Origin of the sequence: Helicobacter labacensis, from assembly GCF_003660285.1 — a bacterium.
GTDB lineage: Bacteria > Campylobacterota > Campylobacteria > Campylobacterales > Helicobacteraceae > Helicobacter > Helicobacter labacensis.
On the sequence record NZ_QXQQ01000031.1, the window covers coordinates 1 to 20,639 of the forward strand.

The 20,639-nt window shown below is 47.4% G+C and carries 19 protein-coding genes and 1 pseudogene; 15 read left to right on the forward strand and 5 right to left on the reverse strand.

The window, feature by feature from the left end:
* Both EAO33_RS07910 and EAO33_RS07915 read right to left on the reverse strand, forming a co-directional pair.
* Positions 1–258 (reverse strand): annotated as a pseudogene (locus EAO33_RS07910) (hypothetical protein); the annotation flags it as partial.
* A gap of 3 nt (positions 259–261) precedes the next feature.
* Entirely contained in the window at positions 262–2,889 is a 2,628-nt protein-coding gene (locus tag EAO33_RS07915) for a phosphoenolpyruvate carboxylase (protein WP_120946211.1), read from the reverse strand.
* Positions 2,890–2,957: 68 nt separating this feature from the next.
* Between EAO33_RS07915 and ilvC the strand changes: the two genes are divergently transcribed.
* The 15 genes from ilvC to EAO33_RS07990 are packed head-to-tail and all read left to right on the forward strand — an operon-like array spanning position 2,958 to position 15,447.
* Positions 2,958–3,962 carry a ketol-acid reductoisomerase gene (ilvC, locus tag EAO33_RS07920; protein ID WP_120946212.1) on the forward strand — a complete coding sequence of 335 codons (1,005 nt, stop codon included), beginning with the start codon at positions 2,958–2,960 and terminating at the stop codon, positions 3,960–3,962.
* 9 nt (positions 3,963–3,971) lie between these two features.
* Positions 3,972–4,772: a septum site-determining protein MinD gene (gene minD, locus EAO33_RS07925; protein ID WP_120946213.1), complete on the forward strand. Its 801-nt coding sequence runs from the start codon at positions 3,972–3,974 to the stop codon at positions 4,770–4,772.
* Positions 4,769–5,026, forward strand: a complete 258-nt coding sequence (gene minE, locus EAO33_RS07930) for a cell division topological specificity factor MinE (RefSeq protein ID WP_120946214.1) — start codon at positions 4,769–4,771, stop codon at positions 5,024–5,026. Before minD ends, minE begins: the two co-directional genes overlap by 4 nt.
* A complete protein-coding gene (gene dprA / locus EAO33_RS07935) occupies positions 5,020–5,820 on the forward strand; it encodes a DNA-processing protein DprA (protein WP_120946215.1) in 801 nt (266 codons plus the stop codon). Before minE ends, dprA begins: the two co-directional genes overlap by 7 nt.
* 2 nt (positions 5,821–5,822) lie before the next feature.
* Positions 5,823–6,215, forward strand: coding sequence for a Holliday junction resolvase RuvX (ruvX, locus tag EAO33_RS07940; protein WP_120946227.1), 393 nt, complete (start codon positions 5,823–5,825; stop codon positions 6,213–6,215).
* On the forward strand, positions 6,212–7,222 hold the full coding sequence (locus EAO33_RS07945; RefSeq protein ID WP_120946216.1) for an RluA family pseudouridine synthase: 1,011 nt from the start codon (positions 6,212–6,214) through the stop codon (positions 7,220–7,222). The genes ruvX and EAO33_RS07945 overlap by 4 nt, the downstream gene beginning before the upstream one ends.
* Entirely contained in the window at positions 7,125–8,378 is a 1,254-nt protein-coding gene (locus EAO33_RS07950) for a fibronectin type III domain-containing protein (protein ID WP_120946217.1), read from the forward strand. Before EAO33_RS07945 ends, EAO33_RS07950 begins: the two co-directional genes overlap by 98 nt.
* A gap of 33 nt (positions 8,379–8,411) precedes the next feature.
* A complete protein-coding gene (gene trmB, locus EAO33_RS07955; protein WP_235853147.1) occupies positions 8,412–9,551 on the forward strand; it encodes a tRNA (guanosine(46)-N7)-methyltransferase TrmB in 1,140 nt (379 codons plus the stop codon).
* Positions 9,548–10,219: a cell division ATP-binding protein FtsE gene (locus EAO33_RS07960; protein WP_120946219.1), complete on the forward strand. Its 672-nt coding sequence runs from the start codon at positions 9,548–9,550 to the stop codon at positions 10,217–10,219. The genes trmB and EAO33_RS07960 overlap by 4 nt, the downstream gene beginning before the upstream one ends.
* On the forward strand, positions 10,206–11,015 hold the full coding sequence (locus tag EAO33_RS07965) for a cell division FtsX domain-containing protein (protein WP_120946220.1): 810 nt from the start codon (positions 10,206–10,208) through the stop codon (positions 11,013–11,015). Before EAO33_RS07960 ends, EAO33_RS07965 begins: the two co-directional genes overlap by 14 nt.
* Positions 11,012–12,268, forward strand: a complete 1,257-nt coding sequence (locus EAO33_RS07970; protein ID WP_120946221.1) for a murein hydrolase activator EnvC family protein — start codon at positions 11,012–11,014, stop codon at positions 12,266–12,268. Before EAO33_RS07965 ends, EAO33_RS07970 begins: the two co-directional genes overlap by 4 nt.
* Positions 12,269–12,324: 56 nt before the next feature.
* Positions 12,325–12,735 (forward strand): flagellar protein FlaG, encoded by a 411-nt coding sequence (locus EAO33_RS07975; protein ID WP_235853148.1) that lies wholly within the window; start codon positions 12,325–12,327, stop codon positions 12,733–12,735.
* A 12-nt stretch (positions 12,736–12,747) separates the two neighbouring features.
* Positions 12,748–14,811, forward strand: coding sequence for a flagellar filament capping protein FliD (gene fliD / locus EAO33_RS07980; RefSeq protein WP_120946222.1), 2,064 nt, complete (start codon positions 12,748–12,750; stop codon positions 14,809–14,811).
* A gap of 29 nt (positions 14,812–14,840) precedes the next feature.
* Positions 14,841–15,224 carry a flagellar export chaperone FliS gene (fliS, locus tag EAO33_RS07985; protein ID WP_120946223.1) on the forward strand — a complete coding sequence of 128 codons (384 nt, stop codon included), beginning with the start codon at positions 14,841–14,843 and terminating at the stop codon, positions 15,222–15,224.
* On the forward strand, positions 15,208–15,447 hold the full coding sequence (locus tag EAO33_RS07990) for a hypothetical protein (RefSeq protein ID WP_120946224.1): 240 nt from the start codon (positions 15,208–15,210) through the stop codon (positions 15,445–15,447). The genes fliS and EAO33_RS07990 overlap by 17 nt, the downstream gene beginning before the upstream one ends.
* A 74-nt stretch (positions 15,448–15,521) precedes the next feature.
* On the opposite strand, the gene EAO33_RS07995 is transcribed toward EAO33_RS07990, so the two are convergent.
* From EAO33_RS07995 to EAO33_RS08005, 3 genes are read right to left on the reverse strand one after another with little or no spacing between them, the layout of a single operon-like run.
* A complete protein-coding gene (locus tag EAO33_RS07995) occupies positions 15,522–16,892 on the reverse strand; it encodes a DNA double-strand break repair nuclease NurA (protein WP_120946225.1) in 1,371 nt (456 codons plus the stop codon).
* Positions 16,893–16,894: 2 nt separating this feature from the next.
* Positions 16,895–18,811: an ATP-binding protein gene (locus EAO33_RS08000; protein WP_120946226.1), complete on the reverse strand. Its 1,917-nt coding sequence runs from the start codon at positions 18,809–18,811 to the stop codon at positions 16,895–16,897.
* 3 nt (positions 18,812–18,814) lie between these two features.
* A complete protein-coding gene (locus EAO33_RS08005) occupies positions 18,815–19,999 on the reverse strand; it encodes a DNA methyltransferase (protein ID WP_120946229.1) in 1,185 nt (394 codons plus the stop codon).
* Between the last annotated feature and the right edge of the window lie 640 nt (positions 20,000–20,639).

Consider the following 20,639-nt stretch of genomic DNA (forward strand, 5'->3'; position numbering starts at 1 on the left):
GGAGGGGGTGGGCTTAGGGGGGTTAGGGGTTTTTGTGTTGGAGATCTTTTGTAAACTGAGCGCGTTAAAGAAGAGCTTTTGGGCTTGGATACTATAGATTCCCTTGACAAGCAAGCGCGTTTGGGGGGTGTTTTTCAGCACCACTCGGGCGCTAAAAGCCCCCGTCTTCTTAGACAAATTGAGATCGGCAGAGAGTTGCACCACCAAGGCGCGCAAGGGCAAGATCAAAACCAAGAGACTAAATGAGAATTTCAACATGGGCTATCCTGTATTACGCATGCCCTGAGCGATGCCTACGATGGTGCTGTGGATATAGGTCTTTAGCTGGGCTTGGCGATCTAGGGAGGTGTTAAACTCGCTAATGAGGGCGATCTGTAGACAATTGAGCGCGTTGATATAGGGAGTTCTAAAGAGAATCCCCGCGCGCACATCGCTATCTTGTTCTAATAAATGCGTTTCGGCGCGCACGGCTAACACCGCACGCATGGTTTTATCAAACTCGCTTTCTATGCAAGCCCAGATGCGGGACGCGCTGGGGTTATGCGCAGCAAAGTGGTGGTAGCGTTGGGCGATTTGTAAATCCACTTTTAAAAGCACTTGGGCGATGTTGTCTAGCACCACCTTAAAAAACCCATCTTGACAGTAGAGATCGCGCAACTTCTTAAAATCCCCTATGCTCTCTAACCCACTGCCCACCCCATACCACGCCGGCAAGATACTGCGGTTTTGTGTCCATGCAAATACCCAAGGGATGGCGCGCAAGTCTTCAATGCGTGTGCTCTCCTTGCGTTTAGAGGGGCGCGAACCCAAATTGAGCTCTTGGATAAAGCTAATGGGGGTAGCGCGCTTAAAATAGTCTAAAAAATCCGGGGTGGCGTAAATGAGATCGCGATAGATCTCACAAGAAACCTCTGAGATGTGTTTCATCGTCTTAGAGGGGGTGGCTCTTTGGGGGCGGTGGCGATCCAAAGTGGCTTTAGTGAGAAGCGCACCCGTGATATTAGAGAGATTATTCAGCGCGCTAGAGGGATTGAGGTATTTAGAGCTAATGGTTTCGCCCTGCTCGGTGAGTTTTAAGGTGTGATCAACGCTGTGTAAAGGGGCGTTCAAAAGGGCGTGTTGCAAATTTCCCCCGCCCCGACTCACACTCCCTCCCCTGCCATGGAAGAGCAAAAAAGCGATCCCTAATTCCTTACCCAAATCTATCAACGCGCTGATCGCCCCGTGTAAATTGTAATTGCTCGCAAAAATCCCTCCGTCTTTGCTAGAGTCGGAATAACCTACCATAATTTCTTGTTGCCAATGCATGCTTTGCAAATAGGCGCGGTAATGGGGGTTTTGGCTCAAGGTGCGCATGAGGGCTTGGGCGCGTTGGAGATCGTGGATGGTTTCAAAAAGGGGGGTGATGTGGATTTGGAAGGGATCTTTGGTGGCTAAATTGTGCTGTTTGGCTAGCCACAGCACGCTGAGTAAATCGCTAGCTTGGGTGGTCATGGACACGATAATGGAGTGGAAAATAGGCGCGCCCACCTTGTGTTTAGCCCACACGATGTGCGTGAAGGCTTCTAATAGGCGTTTGCACTCGGGACTGAACTCTAGCGCGCTCAAAGACACGGGGGGTTGGGCTAGGGCGTGGTTTAAAATCTCTATCTTGGCGTTTTCTTCTAGGGCGTAAAAATCGCTAGTGGCTAGCCCCAAGTGGCAAAACACTTCGCTGATGGCGTATAAAAAGACATCGCGATGTTCTCTAAAATCTAGGCGCAACAAGTGGAAACCAGCCAAGAGCACCAAATGCCTAAAATCTAGCAGGGGCTGGGAGAGGCTGGGTTCTAAATTTTCTAAGAGCAAATCGATGTCATCTAGCAATTCTTGGGGGTCTTGGTAGGCAAACTCCACCTTTAGGGGTGTGTTCAAGGCGATCAAGCGGTTTTTGAGTTTTTGCTCCATTAAAATGATTTTCGCCCTAAAGGGTTCTTTGGCGTGCAGGCGCGCGCTGGTGGGATCAAGCTTGCTAAAATGCGCTTCTAAATCCCATTGCAACGCCACAGACACATGGCAAAAATCGCGCGCGATGGAGAGTTCGCGTTGCAATTTGGCGGTGTGTTTTAAATAGGCTTTGAGGATAAACTCATGCTGGATCGCCACCACTTGGTGGATGAGGGCGTTATCCACAAAGGGGTTACCATCGCGATCCCCCCCGATCCAACTGCCCAGTTGCAAGGTGCTTTGTTGCAGGGGAGTATTGAGAATTTTTTGCACTTGGGCTAGGAGTTCTTGCGCGCTAGGCAAAATAGAGTGTTCCAAAATGTAAAGCAAATTATCTAATTCAAAGAGCACTTCTAGGCGTTCTTGGCGGATCAAATGGCTTTTCCACAGCAAGCGCAAGCGGTAAGCTAAGTGCTCTCTAGCGTGCGTGGCGGTGGCTTGGTTGCAGGCGTGATCAAAGATGAGATGCAAATCCGCATAGATTTCTTGGGTGGCTTCTAAGAAAGTGCGCCGCATCGATTCGGTGGGGTGGGCGGTGAAAACGGGGTAAAATTGGATCGAAGCTAGCATGCGTGCCAAAGTGGGGCAATCTAGACCTTGTTCTAAAAGCGCGTTGTAAGCCGCATTGAGCAAGGAGGGTTGATCGTGCTTGTGGCGTTCTTCTACGATGTTAATGAGGATATTGTAAAGAGAAAAGGCTTTGATCACCTCTAGGATTTGTACAGAGGCACTGATCTCTTGCAACACGGAGGCGATCTGCGCCTCTTGGGGGGCTTTGTTTTCAAACAACGCTTTTAGGCGCAAAAAATGGGGCGTAGTCGCGGGGCTAAACTCTTCTAAGATCGCCACCACCATGTTATGCAGAAACTCTAATTCCTGACTCACTTGCAAATCTTGACGCATCCAAGTTCCTAGACAAGATTTAAGTTACTTTGCTTTAAAATGCACCATTATAGTCAAAAAGGGAGTGTATGTCTAGGGACGGGGAGTTCTTACCCATCTACACAGACAAAGAGGGCGATGTGGGCTTGGTGGCGACCCAACGCGTGGGAGTCTTGGGGTATGGGGCGCAGGGGCGCGCGCACGCGCTCAATCTGCGCGATAGTGGTGTGCGTGTTCAGATTGGCTTGTATGCAGGTAGTCCTAGCATCGCCCTAGCCCAAAGGGAGGGCTTTGAGGTATGTAGCGTTGCCCAGTGCGCGCAAACTTGCGATCTGCTTGCTTGCATGTTGCCTGATGAAGTCCACGCCCAGGTTTACACTAAAGAGATCGCTCCCTTTGTCCAACGCGGGCAAACTTTACTCTTTGCGCATGGCTTTAGTGTCTATTTCAAACAAATCCAAGCCCCTGAGGGGGTGGGGGTGATCTTGGTTGCGCCCAAGGGTCCAGGGTGCGCGCTTAGAGAAAACTACCAACGGGGTAGCGGGTTGTTCGCTCTGCTAGCTGTGCAACAGGACAACACCCATAACAACGCCAAAGCCTTAGCTTTAAGCTATGCCTGCGCCATTGGGTCGGGACGCGTGGGGATTTTGCAGACAAGCTTTAAGCACGAGGCTTGTAGCGACCTCTTTGGGGAGCAGGTGGTGCTGTGTGGGGGGTTGGTGCGTTTGTTAGAAGAGGCGTTTTATACCTTGCTAGAAGCAGGCTATCCCGGGGAGTTAGCCTATTTTGAGTGCGTGCATGAGATCAAACTCATCGCGGATTTGATTTATAGCAAGGGTTTAGCGCGCATGCAAGAGCACATCTCTAATACCGCAGAGTATGGTGGGCTGGTAAGCGGGGTTAAGCTGGTGGATCAAAAGAGCAAGGCGCGCATGCAAGAGGTATTAGCCCAGATTGAAGGGGGGGATTTTGCGCGCGCGTTCATGCAAGAAGCTAGACAAAATTACCCACGCTTGCGCGCCCAACGCGAGGCGTTAGGAAATAGCCCCCTAGAGAGAGTCGGGGCGCATTTGCGCGTGCATTTATTCAAGTAAGGAGAGATTGTGGTTATCACCATCACATCGGGTAAGGGGGGGGTGGGCAAAAGCACCACCACAGCCAATTTAGCCATTGGGCTAGCCATGCACCAAAAGAAGGTCGTGGCGATCGATTTTGACATCGGGTTACGCAATTTGGATATGATTTTGGGTTTGGAGAATCGGATCGTCTATGATGTGGTAGATGTGATGGAGGGCAATTGCAAACTCGCCCAAGCCCTCATCAATGACAAGCGCACCAAGGATCTGTATTTTCTGCCCGCCTCCCAGAGTAAGGACAAGAATATCTTAGAAACCCACAAGGTGCAAACCCTAATTGAAAATCTAAAAAGCCAATTTGAATATGTCTTGATCGACTCGCCTGCGGGCATTGAAAGTGGGTTTGAGCACGCCGTGCTCTTTGCCGATCGCGCTATCATTGTGGTAACCCCAGAGGTGAGTAGCGTGCGCGATAGCGATCGCGTCATTGGGATCATTGATGCTAAGAGTCAAAAGATCAAGCAGGGTCAAGAGATGCTAAAGCACATTGTGATCAACCGCATTAAACCCGACCTAGTAGAAAAGCAAGAAATGCTCTCTAATGACGATGTGTTAAAAATTTTGGCTTTGCCCCTAATAGGCTTAGTGCCCGAAGATGACAAGATCATCTCAGCCACCAATACGGGCGAACCCGTGATCTACACCCAAAGCCCTAGCGCGCTAGCTTTCCAGCGCATCACTCAACGCCTCTTGGGTCAAGAAGTGGAATTTGCGCAATTCAAAGCCAAGAAGGGCTTGGCAGGGATTCTAAAGGGCTGGTTGGCATGAGTGCCTTGCTGGATAAATGGTTTGGGGGACAAAATAGCGCGCGCGTGGCTAAGGATCGTCTAAAGCTCGTGCTAGCCTATGAGAGGAGCGCGCGCCTACCCTACATAGAAGAGATGAAAAAGGAGATTTTAGCGGTGGTGCAGAAATACACCCACACCACTAAGATCGATGTGCGCACCAATTCTAACCACAATATAGACACCCTAGAAGTAGAAATTATCTTAGAGAAAGAGGGGATCAACCCTAGATGTTAAGCCATTTTGACTACCGCGCGTTGGATTCTTGTCCTATGTGTTTGGGGAAATTAAAGCACCCCCCAAAACAACTCTATTTCACCGGGCAATTAGATTTGCTCCACGCCCCTTTGAAAGTGGCGATCGTGGGGAGCAGAACTCCTAGCCAATACACCCAACACACTTGCGCTACCTTGGCTAGGACAATCGCCAAATGTGGGGGGGTGGTGGTGAGTGGGGGGGCATTGGGCGTGGATATTATTGCGCAATACAGTGCCCTGCCCCACACTATTATGGTTGCCCCTTGCAGTTTGGATCGCCTCTACCCGCCTGCTAACGCACGCGTCATTTCTCTCATCGCCCAAGAGGGTTTAATTTTGAGTGAATATAAAGAGAATTTCAGCCCCTACCGCCATTCTTTTTTGGAGCGTAACCGCTTGGTGGTGGGTTTAAGTGATGTAGTCATTATCCCAGAGGCTAATTTGCATAGCGGATCGATGAGTAGCGCTAAATTAGCCTTGAGCCACCAAAAACCTTTATTTGTCTTGCCCCAGCGTTTAGGCGAGAGTGGTGGCACGCAAGCGTTATTGCAAGCCCACAAAGCCCAAGCCATTTATGATATAGACGCGTTTTGCGCCAAGCTAGCCCAAGATTACGCCCTAACCCCTCCAAGGTCTCTTCGAGATGTCCTTTTGGCGTTTTTCAAACACGCTCCCACTTACGAACAGGCTTATGCGCGTTTTGGGGATTTGTTAACCCAATACGAATTAGAAGGGCTTATCACCCGCCGTAATGGTTGTGTGGTGCTGGCGTGAGCATTTCCTTAGTAGCCTGTGATGTGGGCTTGAAGCGCATCGGGCTGGCTTTGTATGTGGGGGGGGTGATCTTGCCCCTTGAGCCCATTGTGCGCACCAGCCGCCAGCAAGCCAGCCGGGCTTTGCAAACTTTACTCACCCACAAACAACCTGCAAAATTGTTAGTGGGTTTGCCCCATGCGCGCTACAGCGACACGCGCCAACGCGTTTTGCACTTTGTTAGTTTGCTAGACTTTACCCCTGTGATCTTTGTAGATGAGGAAGACACCAGCGCACAAGCCCTAGAGCGCACTTGGCACTTGCCCCGCGCTAAACGCCAAAACGCGCGCAAAAATGGTCTACTAGATAGTCTGAGCGCGTGCGCGATCTTGGAGCGTTTTTTAAAACAAGCATGAAGGAAGCGATCGCGCCAACCAGCCAGCGTGCTGATTGCTTTGTGGCGCATCTAGCCGGTGTGCCCAGAAGCCAAGCCTTGCAATATATCAAAGCCGGCTTGGTGTGTATCAACGATCGCGCATGCACTAAGGGGGGAGTGGTGTTAAAACCCGGGGATTGCGTGCGGGTATTGCCACCCAAATGTCCCACGCCCCCTTTAATCCCCCCTCCAGATTTAGACATCGCCTGTTTGTATGAAGATGAGGATATTTTGGTGCTCAATAAACCCCCTCATCTAGCCACCCACCCAGCACCCAGCCTCAAAGAAGCCACTCTAGTGGAGTATTTGCAGGCTAAGGGTTATGCGCTCTCTAACTTGGGGGGGGTGGGGCGTTGCGGGATCGTGCACCGCTTGGATAAACAAACCAGCGGGGCGTTAGTGATCGCTAAAAATAACGCCAGCCACGCCCACTTAAGCGCGCAATTAGCCAATAGGCAGATGGGGCGTTTTTATGTCGCGCTCATTGAAGGGCGTTTGCGTGCCCAGATGTGTGTGGAATGCCGCTTAGGTAGACACCCTAAAAATCGCTTGAAGATGGCAAATTTAGACGCACTCAAGGCTAAGGGGGGCAAGCCTTCCAAGAGTGTCTTTATTCCCCTTGTAGAGGGTAGGGCGCACCAACTCATCGGAGCGCGCTTGCATAGCGGGCGCACCCACCAAGTGCGCGTGCATCTGCAAAGTGTGGGGCGTTATATTTTGGGCGATACCCTTTATGGGCGCAAGGACTCCCCTATTGCGCGCACCATGTTGCACGCCTATTTACTCTACTTGATTCACCCTAAAAAGGGGCAAGCCCTCTTGTTTAAAGCCAAGCTTTTAGATGACATGGTAGAATGCGCGCACAAACTTTTCCAAGGGGTTGATTGGCATGGGTGTTTGCAAGAAGATATGTTTTTGGGGCGTTTTGGCATTGCTATTAGCGAGTTGCGCTACCCCCAAAAAGAACAACACTCTCTCCTTTGCTAGCCATAGTGCAGAGAGCACCAATGCCAATCTTCCCGTTGTCAAAGGGATCAAGACGATCAACGATGTGCAATCTGTGGGCTTTGAGTGGTTACCTGTGGATCACCCTGAACGCATCGAGGGTTTTATTATCTACCGCATGCAAGCCGATCACACTTTTAGGCGCGTGGGGATTGTGCGCAACCCCTACGCTACGCACTATTACGATGATGGACTCACCCCCCAAACCCAGTATTACTACCAGATCGCCACTTTGGGTAAAGAGGGTGGGGTGTCTAGTATGTCTGAAACCATTAGCGTCAACACTTCTTTTATCAACCCAGTGGAGAGCGTCTTTGCGAGCATGACTAGCCCTAGAGAAATTAAGATTTTTTGGACTCCCCACCCTAATCCTAGCATCGCTAAATACATTATCCAACGCGAAGACGAACAGGGCAAGTTTGTGAATATCGGGGCGGTGAAGAACCGCTTGTTTGTAGAATACTTTGATAAAAAACTAGGGGATGGGCAAACCTACCGCTACCGCGTGATCGCGGAGAATTTTGAGGGGGCGAAGTCTTTGCCTAGCGCGGTGGTGGTGGGTAAAACTAAAAACCCTCCCCCCCTTGTGGCTGACACACAAGCTAGCACGGATTTGACGCGCAAAATTCATGTGAGCTGGACACCTCTGAGCCAGCCAGACATCGCAGGCTATAAACTCTATGCGGCAGACAACGCGGGGGGCAAATACAAGGAGATCGCCCAAGTTAGGGACCACACTTACACCGACAATGTGGACTTAGACGGGGTGGAACGCTTTTACAAAGTGGTTGCCTTTGATAAAGATGGCATTGAGGGAGTCTTGCCCCAAAATGCGATCAAGGGCGCGACCTTGCCTCGCCCTCCCACGCCCATTATCACTAAGGGCACCATTGAGGACAACCAGGCGATCATCGTGTGGGAGGCTATTCAAGACCCCCGGGTTAAAGGCTATGCGATTTACCGCTTTGAGAACAACACCCGCTCTAAACCCCTGCGCTATGGAGGGATTTTGGGGACCCAATTTGTGGATAAAAACATGGAGGGTGGGCGTAAATACCGCTACCAAGTGGTGAGCGTGGATGCTAGCGGGTTGGAGTCGCGCCCAAGTAAAGAAGTGGAATTGCGCTTAGATCGCTGATGTATGCCCCATTTTAGCGCCACTTGGGCACATTTGCCTGATTTCCCCTTTGAATTAGAGGGGGTGCAATTCTTATACCGTGCCCAGAGTGTGATTCACCCCCAGATTGCCTTGATGGGGGTGCGCGTGCCAAGAGATCGGTATTTTTGTTTGTACCACATCACACGCCCTCAAGGGCATTTATTCAAGGCAGAGAAGTCCACGCGCCCCATTCCCATAGGGGTATTGCAACGCGTTTTGGGGTTGCTTACGCGCTATTGTGGGGGAGTGGGGGGGAATTTAAACGCGCAAGGCTATGTAGAGAGCCCGTATTTGCTAGAAGTGGCGCAACTAGCACACTTGGAGAAGTTTCACTTAGAAATTGGGTTTGGATCGGGGGTGCATTTGTTACAAAAAGCCCAAAGTAACCCCGCACAAGTTTATGTGGGCGTGGAAATCCACACCCCTAGCATAGAACAGGTGTTGCGCCACATAGAACTCCTGGGCTTGCAAAACCTCTATCTTGTGCGCGCGGACGCGCGCGCGCTCTTGGAAGTCTTGGGCGCGCAGTGTTGTTTGGGTGTGGATTTGCACTTCCCCATTCCTTGGGAGAAAAACCCCACAAGACGGGTGATGAGCGCGGGTGTGCTGGGGCATATCCTCAGGGTATTGGTTGAGCAAGGGGTGTTTTGGTTACGCACGGATAGTTTGGCGTATTTCAAGCAGAGTTTGGATTTAGCGCTAGATTTGCCAACTTGTGCGTGCCAGATCGCCAAAAACGCGCCCGCGCCCATTAGTAGTAAATACGAGGCGCGCTGGCTCAAACAGCACAGAGAAATTTATGACTTGCGCCTGCACGCTGGCTCTTTAGCCTGCACCCACCCCCCTGCTTCCAAACTATGTCTAGAAGAGGTGTTTTATCTTAGGGGCGCGCCTAGAAGTTTGACCTTTGTGTTAGAGCAACGCTTTAGAAGAGGGGTTGATTATTTTTTACACATCCAAGATGTGCTAGAATACGCGCAGGTGTGGGTTTTGGTGCTAAGTTTTGGGGATTTTCACACCCCGACCAATAAGATCGTGGTGTGGGATAGAAAAAATGGGGTTTTAGAGTATGTGGGGGGTGCGCCCTTGAATACGCAGGCTAATGTGTTGGCGCACCGGCAATTAGAAGATATTTTGGTGGAGGCGTTGTGAGCAGTATTGTGGTGGCTAGGGATTTGTCCTTGGGCTATAAAAAAGATGAGTGGGTGATTAGGGGAGCGAATTTGAAAGTGGAGCGCAAAGACTTTGTGTTCATCTCTGGACCTAGTGGGTGTGGGAAAAGCACGCTTTTGCGTTCGTTATATGGTGATCTGCCCCTGCTAGGGGGGAGTTTAGAGGTGTGTAATATCAATGTAAATCGCGCTTCAAGGGCGTTCATCAATGAATTGCGCCGCCATATTGGGGTGGTATTCCAGGATTATAAGTTGATTGAAGAGTGGACGGTGGAGCAGAATATTAAATTACCCATGCTTATCAATGGGTATCGCAAGGAGGAATGCAATATCCAAGCGGAGAAATTGCTAGCCCATGTGGATTTGCTCTATAAGTCCAACCGCTATCCTTTGGAACTCAGCGGGGGGGAACAACAGCGAGTCGCGATGGCGCGCGCGATCGCCCATAAGCCTTTTTTGATCTTAGCGGACGAGCCTACGGGCAATTTGGACGACTATTCTAGCGACATGATTTGGAGTTTACTCAAGGGGGCGAACAAACAGCTTGACATCACGATCGTGGTGGTTACGCATAGGATTCCAAGCAATTTTAATGTGCCCTACCGCAAGGTTTATATCCAAGATGGAGAGGTGCATGAATACACTTAAAGAACACTTGGCTTTTTTATTGCCTTTGATCGCGTTATTAGTGAGCTTGGAGAGTGTGTTGTGGATTCAACGCGCTTTAAATATGCGCGAGGCGCAACTTTCTAAGAATTACACCATCGCCATTGTGAGCCAACAGAAATTGAATTTGGAATTTATCCGCCAAAATGTGCGATCTAGTGTCTCTCTTGAATCTATCAGCCCGGACGCGCTTTTAGAGAAATTGCAACAAAATATCAGCCCTAGTAGCTTGAGCAATCTGAAGAAAAACCTACCCTTTTTCTACTCCCTCAAACTCCAGCGCTTCCCCACTTCTGCAGAGTTACAAAAAATCCACAACAAACTATTGAAAATCCCGGGAGTTTCTAGGGTGGAGGTCTTTAGCAAAACTCACGATCAAGAATACCGACTCTTGCTCTTGCTAGAGCAGAGCACTTGGATTTTTGCGTCCTTAGTGGGGATATTGTCTATTTTGCTCTTAATTAAACAAGTGAGCGTGTGGAATTTACAATACTCTAAACGCATTGAGATCATGGAGCTCTTAGGCGCGCCCATGCGCATCAAAAATGGGTTTTTATTTCGCTTGGCTTTGATCGATTCGGTGCTAGCCAGCGTGGGGGTGTTGCTAGGGAGTTTGTATTTGAGTGCGCAGAGTAAATTCCAAAGCATTGTGGGCACTTTGGAGATTCAAAACACCCTTTTTATTTGGCATGAGGATTTTGCGATCTTCTTGGGGGCATCGCTTAGTGTGTCCTTGGCTTGTGTGTGGGTGGTGGTGGTGCAAAGGAGAACGGCATGAGAGTTTGGCGCGTAGTGCTCATAGCGGGGTGCTTATGTGCGGGGCTTGGGGGTAAAGAAGAGGGCATTGAAGAAATCCAGCGCAATATCAACTTCAACACCAATAAGTTGCAAGAAACCACCGCCCAAAAACAAAAACTCAGCACGCATTTAAACAGCTTAGGCAATGCGATCAACCAAAAATACCAACAAAGCCAAGAGCTCGCCAAGCAGATTCAGGTGATCCAAAAGAGCATTGACAAGAACCAAGCCCAAAGCCTAGCCCAAGAAAAAGCCTTGGGGCAGTATCGGGCGTATTTAGACGATCTCAAACACAACCGCCTTAAGATCCAAGATGAAGTTACCACGCTTTTACTCAAGGATATTCTCTTTGTGATGGTTTTAGACACACAGGATTTGGCTAACACACAGGATTTAATGCTCCAAGAAGTCTTCAAACGCCTAAGCCTAAGCTCTAAAAACCAACTTGCCAATTTGAATTTTCAAGAAGAACAGATCAGTGCTAAGATCGCCCAACTCTCTAGCAACATCACCCAAATTAGCGCGACCATCAACGCCCAGAAAGATCGCAAACGCAATTTGCAACTTGTGGTGGAGACCCAACAAAAGATCATCGAGAGTATGCGCGCCGAATTGGTGCTTTATAATAAAAAATTAGAGACTCTAGATCGCGAGCGCAAGGGCTTAGATCAGCTGTTGGCTTCTTTAAATATCGTCAAATTAGCTAAGGAAAAAGAAATAGAGCGCAGGAGGGCGCAACAAGAGCGCGAGCAAACACCCCAACCTAGCATTGAGGGCATTGAAGCCCCCATAGAGGTTAGGCAGGTGGCTAGCTCTTACCACAATATCTTAACCATCGCCTATAGGGGACCAAAAACCATCGCCCCTTTGAGTAGTTACAGGGTGGTGCAAAAATTTGGTCCCTATTTTGATCCGGTTTACAAGCTCAAAATCTTTAACGAATCCATCACTTTAGTGTCTACCAAGCCTAACGCAGTGGTGCGGAGCGTCTTTGACGGGCGGGTGGTTTACGCTAAAGAAGTGCCAATTCTCAAAAAAGTCATTATCATAGAACATAAAGATGGCATGCACACCATCTACTCCCAATTAGACAAAATTGCCCCCACCATTAGGCATGGTTTGCATGTGCAAAAGGGTTATGTGATCGGCCGCATCGATCAAAGATTGAGTTTCGAAGTAACACTCAAGGACAAACACATCGATCCTTTGGACTTGATCGCAAAAAGCCCCTAGTTGTTTGTTAAAAAATAACGAGAGAATGCCGATTTGGCGGTATTTAAGGAGATTTCATGCCCGATGGTATCGCCAATGTCTCTGAAATAAAACCCCATATCCTATCTAGCCCCTTGCCTAGTCGCGACTCCGCCCCCCATGCGCCCGCGCCCCAAGCAACAAAGCAAGACTCCATTCAAGAGGCCATTCTCAAATCTAACGCGCCCGAAAAGACGGACGCGGATTCTTTAGCTCACGAGTTAAAGGAACAGGATTTGCAGAAAATTAGCAAAGACTTGAACGAGAAGATGAAGCGCATGCACTCGGACATCACCTTTAGCTACAATGAGGACATTGGGGGCTTGGTGGTGATCATCAAGGACAGCAAGGGCAATAGGGTGATTCGCGAGATTCCCCCCAAGGAGGTGATCAAGCTAACCAAGAAAATGCGCGACATCGTGGGGATTCTCTTTGATAAGAAGGGTTGAGGGAAGTAGAAAATGGCAGTAGGGCAATTGAGTTCTTTGGGGCTTGGGAGTAAGGTCTTAAACTACGATGTGATCGACAAACTCAAAAAAGCGGACGAAGAGATGATGGTAAAGCCCATTGAGAAGAAGATGGAGGCTAACCTAGAGAAACAAAAAGCCTTAGTGGAGATTGAAACTCTCATTTCTAATTTGCGCTCCCCAGCCAAAGCCTTGAGCGACTACTCCACCTACACCGCACGCAATAGTAGCGTGAGCGGAGATGCGCTTAAAGCTAGTGTGAGTCCGGGAATCCCTATCCAAAACATCAAGGTAGATGTAGAGAGTTTAGCCCAGGGAGATATTAATGAGGTGGGCACGCATTTTAGTTCGCGCGATGACGCGTTCAGCCAATTTGACACCACCTTGCGTTTCCACACCAACCACCAAGACTACAATGTCAAAATCAAGGCGGGTATGAGTTTGGGCGATGTCGCCCAGGCGATCACCGATGCGACCAATGGGGCTGTGATGGGGATCGTGATGAAAACCGGGGGCAATAAACCCTACCAATTGATGATCAATGGCAAAAACACGGGTGCTGACAACCGCATTTACTTTGGAGATAGTGTGATCTCGCATTTGAGTAGCGATGCGCCTATTAGTTTAGGGCTTAAAGGTGAGGGCAAACCTGAAGATGATTTTTTTATCAAGGTGTATGACGCGCAAAACAATCCCATAGAAATCCCCATTGCTCTAGAACTCAGCGCGCAGACTTCTGTAGAAAGCAAGAATGAAGCCTTGCGCGTGGCTATCCAAAAAGCCTTAGAGGACAATCCAGCCACTAAAGACCTTGTAGATAAGGGGGAGTTAAATGTGGGGGTGATTAACGATGGCAAATCATTAATCCTCAATGACAAGCGGGGTTTGGCTGTGGAGGTGGGCGGGGTTAAAGCGCATGAATTGGGTTTTATCCAAGAAAAATCCCAAGCACAGGGGGATCTACTCAAAGCCACCAGTGCCCCCCAAGCTGGGGCTATCAAGGGAGTGATTAGTGTCAATGGGCAGAATATAGATTTGGGCGCGATCACCCACTTGGGCAATTCCAGCGAACAAAACGCCAAAACCATCGCCCAAGCCCTCAACCAGCTAAAGGGAGTGCGTGCCTCTGTGGGCAATGATGGTAAGCTTGTGTTAAATAGCGCAAGCGGGCAGTTGCGCTTGAGTGGGGGCAACCCACAGGGTAAGCTTGCCTTGCAAAAGCTAGGGCTCTCAGAGGGGTTTGTGCGTTCCTATGCCAACGCCCAGGGTTTGTTTGCCTTGCGAAATATCCAAAGAGCTGGGGATGCCAAATTCACCTACGATGGCGCGTCCATCACCCGTCCCACCAATGAAGTTAACGATGTTATCAATGGGGTGTCTTTAAGCTTGCAGGGCACGACAGAACCGGGTAAACCGGCCATTGTGAGCATCACCCGCGATGACAAGGCGATCATTGACAATGTCAAAGAATTTGTCAAAGCCTATAATGAGTTGATCCCAAAATTAGACGAAACTACCCGTTACGATCCTGACACCAAGATCGCCGGGATTTTCAATGGGGTGAGTGATGTGCGCACAATTCGATCCTCTCTTACCAACGCGGTTACTTTCACTCTCACCACTTCAAAGGGCATAGATAGCTTGATGAAATATGGGATCATGCTAGATGAACATGGCAAAATGAGTTTGGATGAAAGCCGTCTCTCTAGCGCGATTAATGCCGATCCGCAGGGCACACAGGATTTTTTCTACGGGAGTGATAATAAAACCATAGAAGGCAAGGAGGTGCACCAAGATGGGGTGTTCGAGCGGGTAGATAAAGTTTTGGCGAATTTGGTCGATGGTAGTAACGCGCGTTTGAAGCTCTATGAGAATTCTTTGAACCAGGATGTTAAGGCTTTGAGAAAGGACAAAGAGAACGCGATGGAACTATTAAAAACGCGTTATGACACGATGGCTGAGCGTTTTGCCGCCTATGACGAACAGATTTCTAAGGCGAACAAATCGTTCAACGCTGTGCAAATGATGATCGATCAGGCAACAGCCAAGAAGAATTGACGCGCACAACGCTTAAAGAAAGGGACAAGATGTTTAGGGCGAATGCTTATAATATTTACCAACAGAATTCTGTCAGTGTGGAATCGCCAGCTAGGTTGATTGAGATGCTGTATGAGGGCATTTTGAAATTTTGCGCGCAGGCGCAACGGCATATGGAAGCGGGCGATATTGAAAAAAAGATTCTCTATCTCAACAAGGTAACAGACATCTTTACTGAACTTCTCAATGTCTTGGATTATGAGCGCGGGGGGGAAGTGGCGGTGTATTTGACCGGACTTTATACCCACCAGATCAAAGTGCTCACCCAAGCCAATTTGGAGAATGACAGCCAAAAGGTCGAGCTGGTTATGCGCGTGGCGCGTGGGCTTTTGGACGCATGGCGTGAGATTCACCAGCATGAATTGGGTCGATAAACTCAAGGTCGCGCTATTACAAGATGATCTCTCTAAAGCCTTGGCTTTAATAGAGAGTTGTCCCTTTCAGCCTGAAGATGGCACGGACTTGGAAACTCTGCAGAAAGCTAAGGAGCTCATCGCCCAAACCTTAGCAAGACTCCAAGCAGAACAGCGTGCCTTGGGCGCGCAAATGCGCCAACTCAAAGTCGCCCAACGCTTTTTAGAAATCTCTGCGGACTAAGCCTTACAACACCCCATCACCTGAAAAACTCCCAGTGTGTTTGCTTACTTCGTAGGCAAACCCCCAAGGCTTTTTTAAAGTGGGTTTAGGCTTTGTGATTTAGAAAAGCTCTTTAAGATTCTTCGGCCGGGGATGTGGGAGATAGACACCAATTTATTAAGCATGACAATGGGGATAAAAGATTGTTGGTAGAGATCGCATTTCAATTCTTTCAAAACTTCTAAAATATTTTTGAGGGTTAAAAAATCCCCAATACGGGGGTTTTCCAAATAATGTTGGTATGCCATATCCAAGCCAAAGGGAATAGCCACATCCAGCACAAAAGCGCGATCGGATTTAACCAACATTTTAATGCCAAAATAAGTGTTGTGCCAAAAAGTTGAGCCCGTATCACCGGTGATACACTTTTTGATGTAAGCAGAATCGGGCAAAACAAGGCTCTCTTTTGGAATTTTAGACTCCAAGTTTTGCAAGTGCTCTACAAACAAACCGCTTTTATCCAAACCAATCCAATTAACATAGCTTGATCGATCTTGTAGCGATCGATCGTAGAGATATTGCAAAAACACCCGCACCACTTTAAAGGCAAAACCATCTAGTCGGCTAAAAAGTGTTAGGGGACCATCTTTGATAAAAAGAATCTTAGGTAGCCATTCCCATTGATTTTCCTCTATCAAAAATCTAAACATGGAGAGCATGAGCACCACTTCAAATACGCCCATCACATAGGATTCTATAGCTCCAGCCCCCAAAATCTCATCAACCAAAGTGTGCAACCCAAAACAATCGGTGATGTAAATTTTTGCCCCACAAGTGCAAACTAAAGAATCGTTTTGTAAATCTTTGTAAGATGCGCTCTGTTTTTTAAAGATGTGCCTACTCCCACAGCCCGCGCATGCAATCTCTATAGACCCCCCACCTCCCTTGTATTCTTGAAACACAAGCCATTTAAGGGTATTCAACAAGCAATCGCCATCCTCATTCAGGCTATTTTCTATAAAAATCTCATAGAGTCTTTCTCTTGTCGTGGTGATAAAATCTTTTTTGTCATGGCAGTAACCTTGGATGGAGAGCACAAAAGAAAAGCGTTGAAAATCTTTTTCTAATCCCCCTAAATCATCGGGGTTAATGCTCTGCTGTTTTGCAAGATTTTTTAAATCTTTGAGCAAAAAGGTCAAAATCCCCACATTGTAGTAACAAAGTCTTTTAGAAGGGAACTTATCATCAACACAAACTTCTTGATACCCTCCATCGACCACAACAAGGCGTTCAATGTGAGAATCCACCCGGTTTTGGATTGTGGATAAAGCGGTGGCAACACTTTTAACATCTACATCTAATGGTGTCTCCACCACCCCACACCGAGCTAAATACGCTTTCACTTTTTCGTTTTCAACAATGTGCTGGTGGTTGATCTTGGATGCCCTTTCGTTAAGATAGCCCATGTTTAATCCTTAAACCGATCGATTTGCACAGGAATGATGAAATTATTAGAGTAGGTTTTGATGCGCGCAAAGCCCACATCGTTATTGCGGATAATGCTTTGGGAAAAGTCGCTAAAGTCGTAGTATTTTTCCAAGACCTTGATCTCATCTTTATTATTCAAATGAGAGATGAACCAGTTTTGGGTGTTTTTCAAAATGCTAGGAGCAATCGCGCTGACCTCTTGGGTGGAATAGCTGATCCCAATGTTAATCTTTGCCCCCTCTTTGGCTAGGCGGTTGTAGATGTTTTTAAGGTCCTTGTCATCTTTGGGGAAAATATTATGCGCCTCCTCAAAATACATCTGTATGAACTCGGGGGTTTGGTCGTTGGTGAATTTTTCCATAGACTTGGCAAAGATGTATCCACAAAGTCTTGTAATGTATTTTTCCTGCATCTGTGTGGAGGCGGTGGAGAGATCAACTAAAACAACCTTCCCCATACGCAGTGCTTGATCTATAATTTTTTTGTGATCCTCGCCCCCTTGATTGGAGTGCAAATGGCTTAATCCCATCAAAGCCTTATACCCACTCACATGCGTGGCTTGCAAGACTTTTAGCAAGGCTTCGTAGTCCTTGTCGTCTTTGTATTTCTCCTTTAAGTTTGCAAGGTCTAATTTCTCAAAATATTGGCATGCCTCTTCAAGGGAGAATCCCTCGTGGGGTTTATAACTTTCCTTATCTTTTTCGTCTTGTTTTTTGTCAGCAAGATTAAAACGATTAAAACGCACTCTATAATTGTCCGTAACCCCAAATTTAGCCCTATATAAAATACATTTATAAATCGCTCGTTTTCTTTGATTAGCGCGTTTCTTGTCCTCATTTGTATCATCTTCAAACATACGCACTCCCATGAAAGCCTTAAAATAATCCGCCCGCTTTAGCAACATAATTTCATCGCACAGCAACTCAAAAGATTCTTCTAGAGTTTCATCTTTGTAAAAGTCGTATTGGATCGCCCAGACACCTTCATGTTTAGGGTCTTTCACCTTACTTGCAGATGTGCTAAAACGCAACGCCTTATCTTTGAGTTTATCGTGAATGCAGGTGTTGTCTTGTTGGTTGGCAAAGGTGTATTCTCCATTGACATCAAAGATAATCTGCCCAATTTGTGGCTCATGGCGCTTATTGCGTTCTTGGTTGAGTTTTTCAATCGCCATGACCACAATCTTGATCGTGTTGGATTTTCCGGTGCGGGTCATCCCAAAAAAGGCACTCCTGCGTGCCACAACATCTTCTACACGCAAATAGACATCAGGGGCGTAATCCCCCCCTTTGTCATAAGATTGGCTTGAGGCGTATCTAAGCTTGCCTATTTGTTGGCGCAGGTGATTGCTATCTTTGGTGTTTTCATTAACAATGGTGTTTAGCTCTGTCTTTTGGGGCTTATACACCCTGTAATGGTGTGCCCCTAGAAAATTTTCTATATCAGTCCCAAAGACAAGTTTGTCTTGCTCTACATAAAAGGTCCCCAAAACACGGCACAACAAACCTGAAAACTGGTAAAAATATTTAGTGATTGCATCGGGCTCTAAGATCTCTTTTCTGTTTTCTTTTCTATCAATGTGGGCGTTAGTGAGGGTCTCCATAATCTCTTTTGTCTGTGGGATTTCAGCAATCCCTACTACCCTAAGTAAAATCCCCTCTGTCTCATTTTCTCGTAACTCATTGCTATAAATCGCCACTAAAAAGCACCCTAAAGGCACCCCCTTGACTTGGTTTTTATCATAATCATTGAGTAACACCTTAGCTTGCCCGTAGTCTAGCTCGTAGAGATTACCCACAAAATTTTCATCCCGTGCGATTTTCTGGAAAAAATCTCCTTTATTACTCTCTTCTAACTTGTTGTGATTGCCTACATTTGCAAAATCTGTAACTGCCATCTTTCACTCCTTTTTGAGGACTAAAATCCGATCAATTTTAGTCGCTTGTCCCTTTTTAGCTCCCCAAATGCGCGTTGTCTTTCTACTATTTTTTGGGTTATCCTCTAATATAGATTCCAAATGCAACGCACAGCCCCCATTGGCTTGTATCCAATCCCAAGTGGCTTGGGCTAAATTAAGCGCGTGTAGATCGCCAATCACCACCACCGCGCGCCCCCCCGGTTTAAGCACTTGAACCCAGCTATTAAAGAGTTTTTGCAGATAATGGGCGTAAGACTCAAAAGTTAAATTGTCTTTAAGCCCTCCAAGCTTGTATCCGTCCTGTTTAAAGGTCTTGAAATCCTCTTGGAACAACCAAAAACGAATCCAGTTGTATTTGCCATAAGAAATATTTTTGAGATAGGGTGGGCTGGTGATGATTAAGGAGATGGCATTTTGTCCGTATTTTTGGATCACTTTTTTAGAACATGCCAAAGCATCAACATTAAAACAATACCCTTTTTGATAGTGGCTCATATCTTGTTGGGGGTATTTGGAGGGCGCAAACAGGGCATCTAGTCTATATTCTAATAATTGAAACACATCTTGGCGCAATGTTTTGAGTTCGTGTTTTGTGATAAAATTTCTGATGTAGCTAGGTGCCATGCTAAAGGTGTTGGGCATGTCAATGCTACAATACATTGAAGTGCCATCCTTACGGTGCTTGCCATGTATAATGCCTGCTAGAGTAGCCATGATGAAGTTATCTACAGACCTAGAAAGTTTTAAGCTTTGCTTGAGATAGACTAACTGCGGGAGTGTCAAGTGTTGTTCAAAGAGCATTTTGATGTCTGTATCCACTCCCTCAATACTGGGAGGTGCGTAGTGGTGTGCTAAATCCTTTAAGCGTCTTTTAATTTTGCTCATCTTTGGGATATTTATTTTGGCTTTGATCAAACAAAGAGCCAAAGGACTAAGATCGTTGCCAATACCAATGCGCCCCATTCTGCAGGCTTCAAAGGGAGCCGTTCCACGCCCGGCAAAAGGGTCGTAAATTAAATCGTTTTCTTTAGAATACTGGGTAATGAAAAAATGGGGCAATGCGGGGGGGAACATTGCTAGGTAAGAAACCATGGAGTGAATTTTAGAGAACTCCCTATAAGAATGCTGCTTGTATGTCCTACAAATATCGGTGTGGGAGATTTGCATGCCCATCATTATACAACAAAAGTTGTCTTACGCACAAATGACTGTCGGCGCACCCCCACAATCCCCCCACAATCCCACAAACTTAAAAAGCTAGATACTAGCTTGTTTGTTACTAAACTACCTAATAAGGCCGGAGTCCTTGCATGCGGGGGTTTGTCCCCGGGCGTAAATTTGACATAACTCCATTTGCCAAGCCTTTAAAATAGAGCGCGTCGTGGTGCAAGTGGGTGCCATAGCGAATCGCTTTTTTGACCACAACTTGGAGTGTCAGTGGCTATGCTGAGGGTCGGGAGGCTGGTAGGTGAGCCTCTAAAGGAGATCCGCCATGAAATCCACAATAGCCATCGTAGTGCTAGTGGCACTCACGACCATGCCACTTTACTAACTAATCGGAGCACACCTTTAGGGACATATCCCCACCACGGGGCTATTGTATCCACTTGGCTTAAACCCAAATTAAATCCTCGCGTCTCACTTGATCCTATAACTCTTCTCTAAAATCTCTTGGGCAATCTCCGTGCGTAGGCAAGAGACTCGCTAAGATGAGTTTATAGAACAAATGGCTTTAGATAACGCCATTGTGAAAGTGCGCCCGGGCGCGCTCAAAGAGGGCAAGATTCAATTCATGAACAACCAAGCC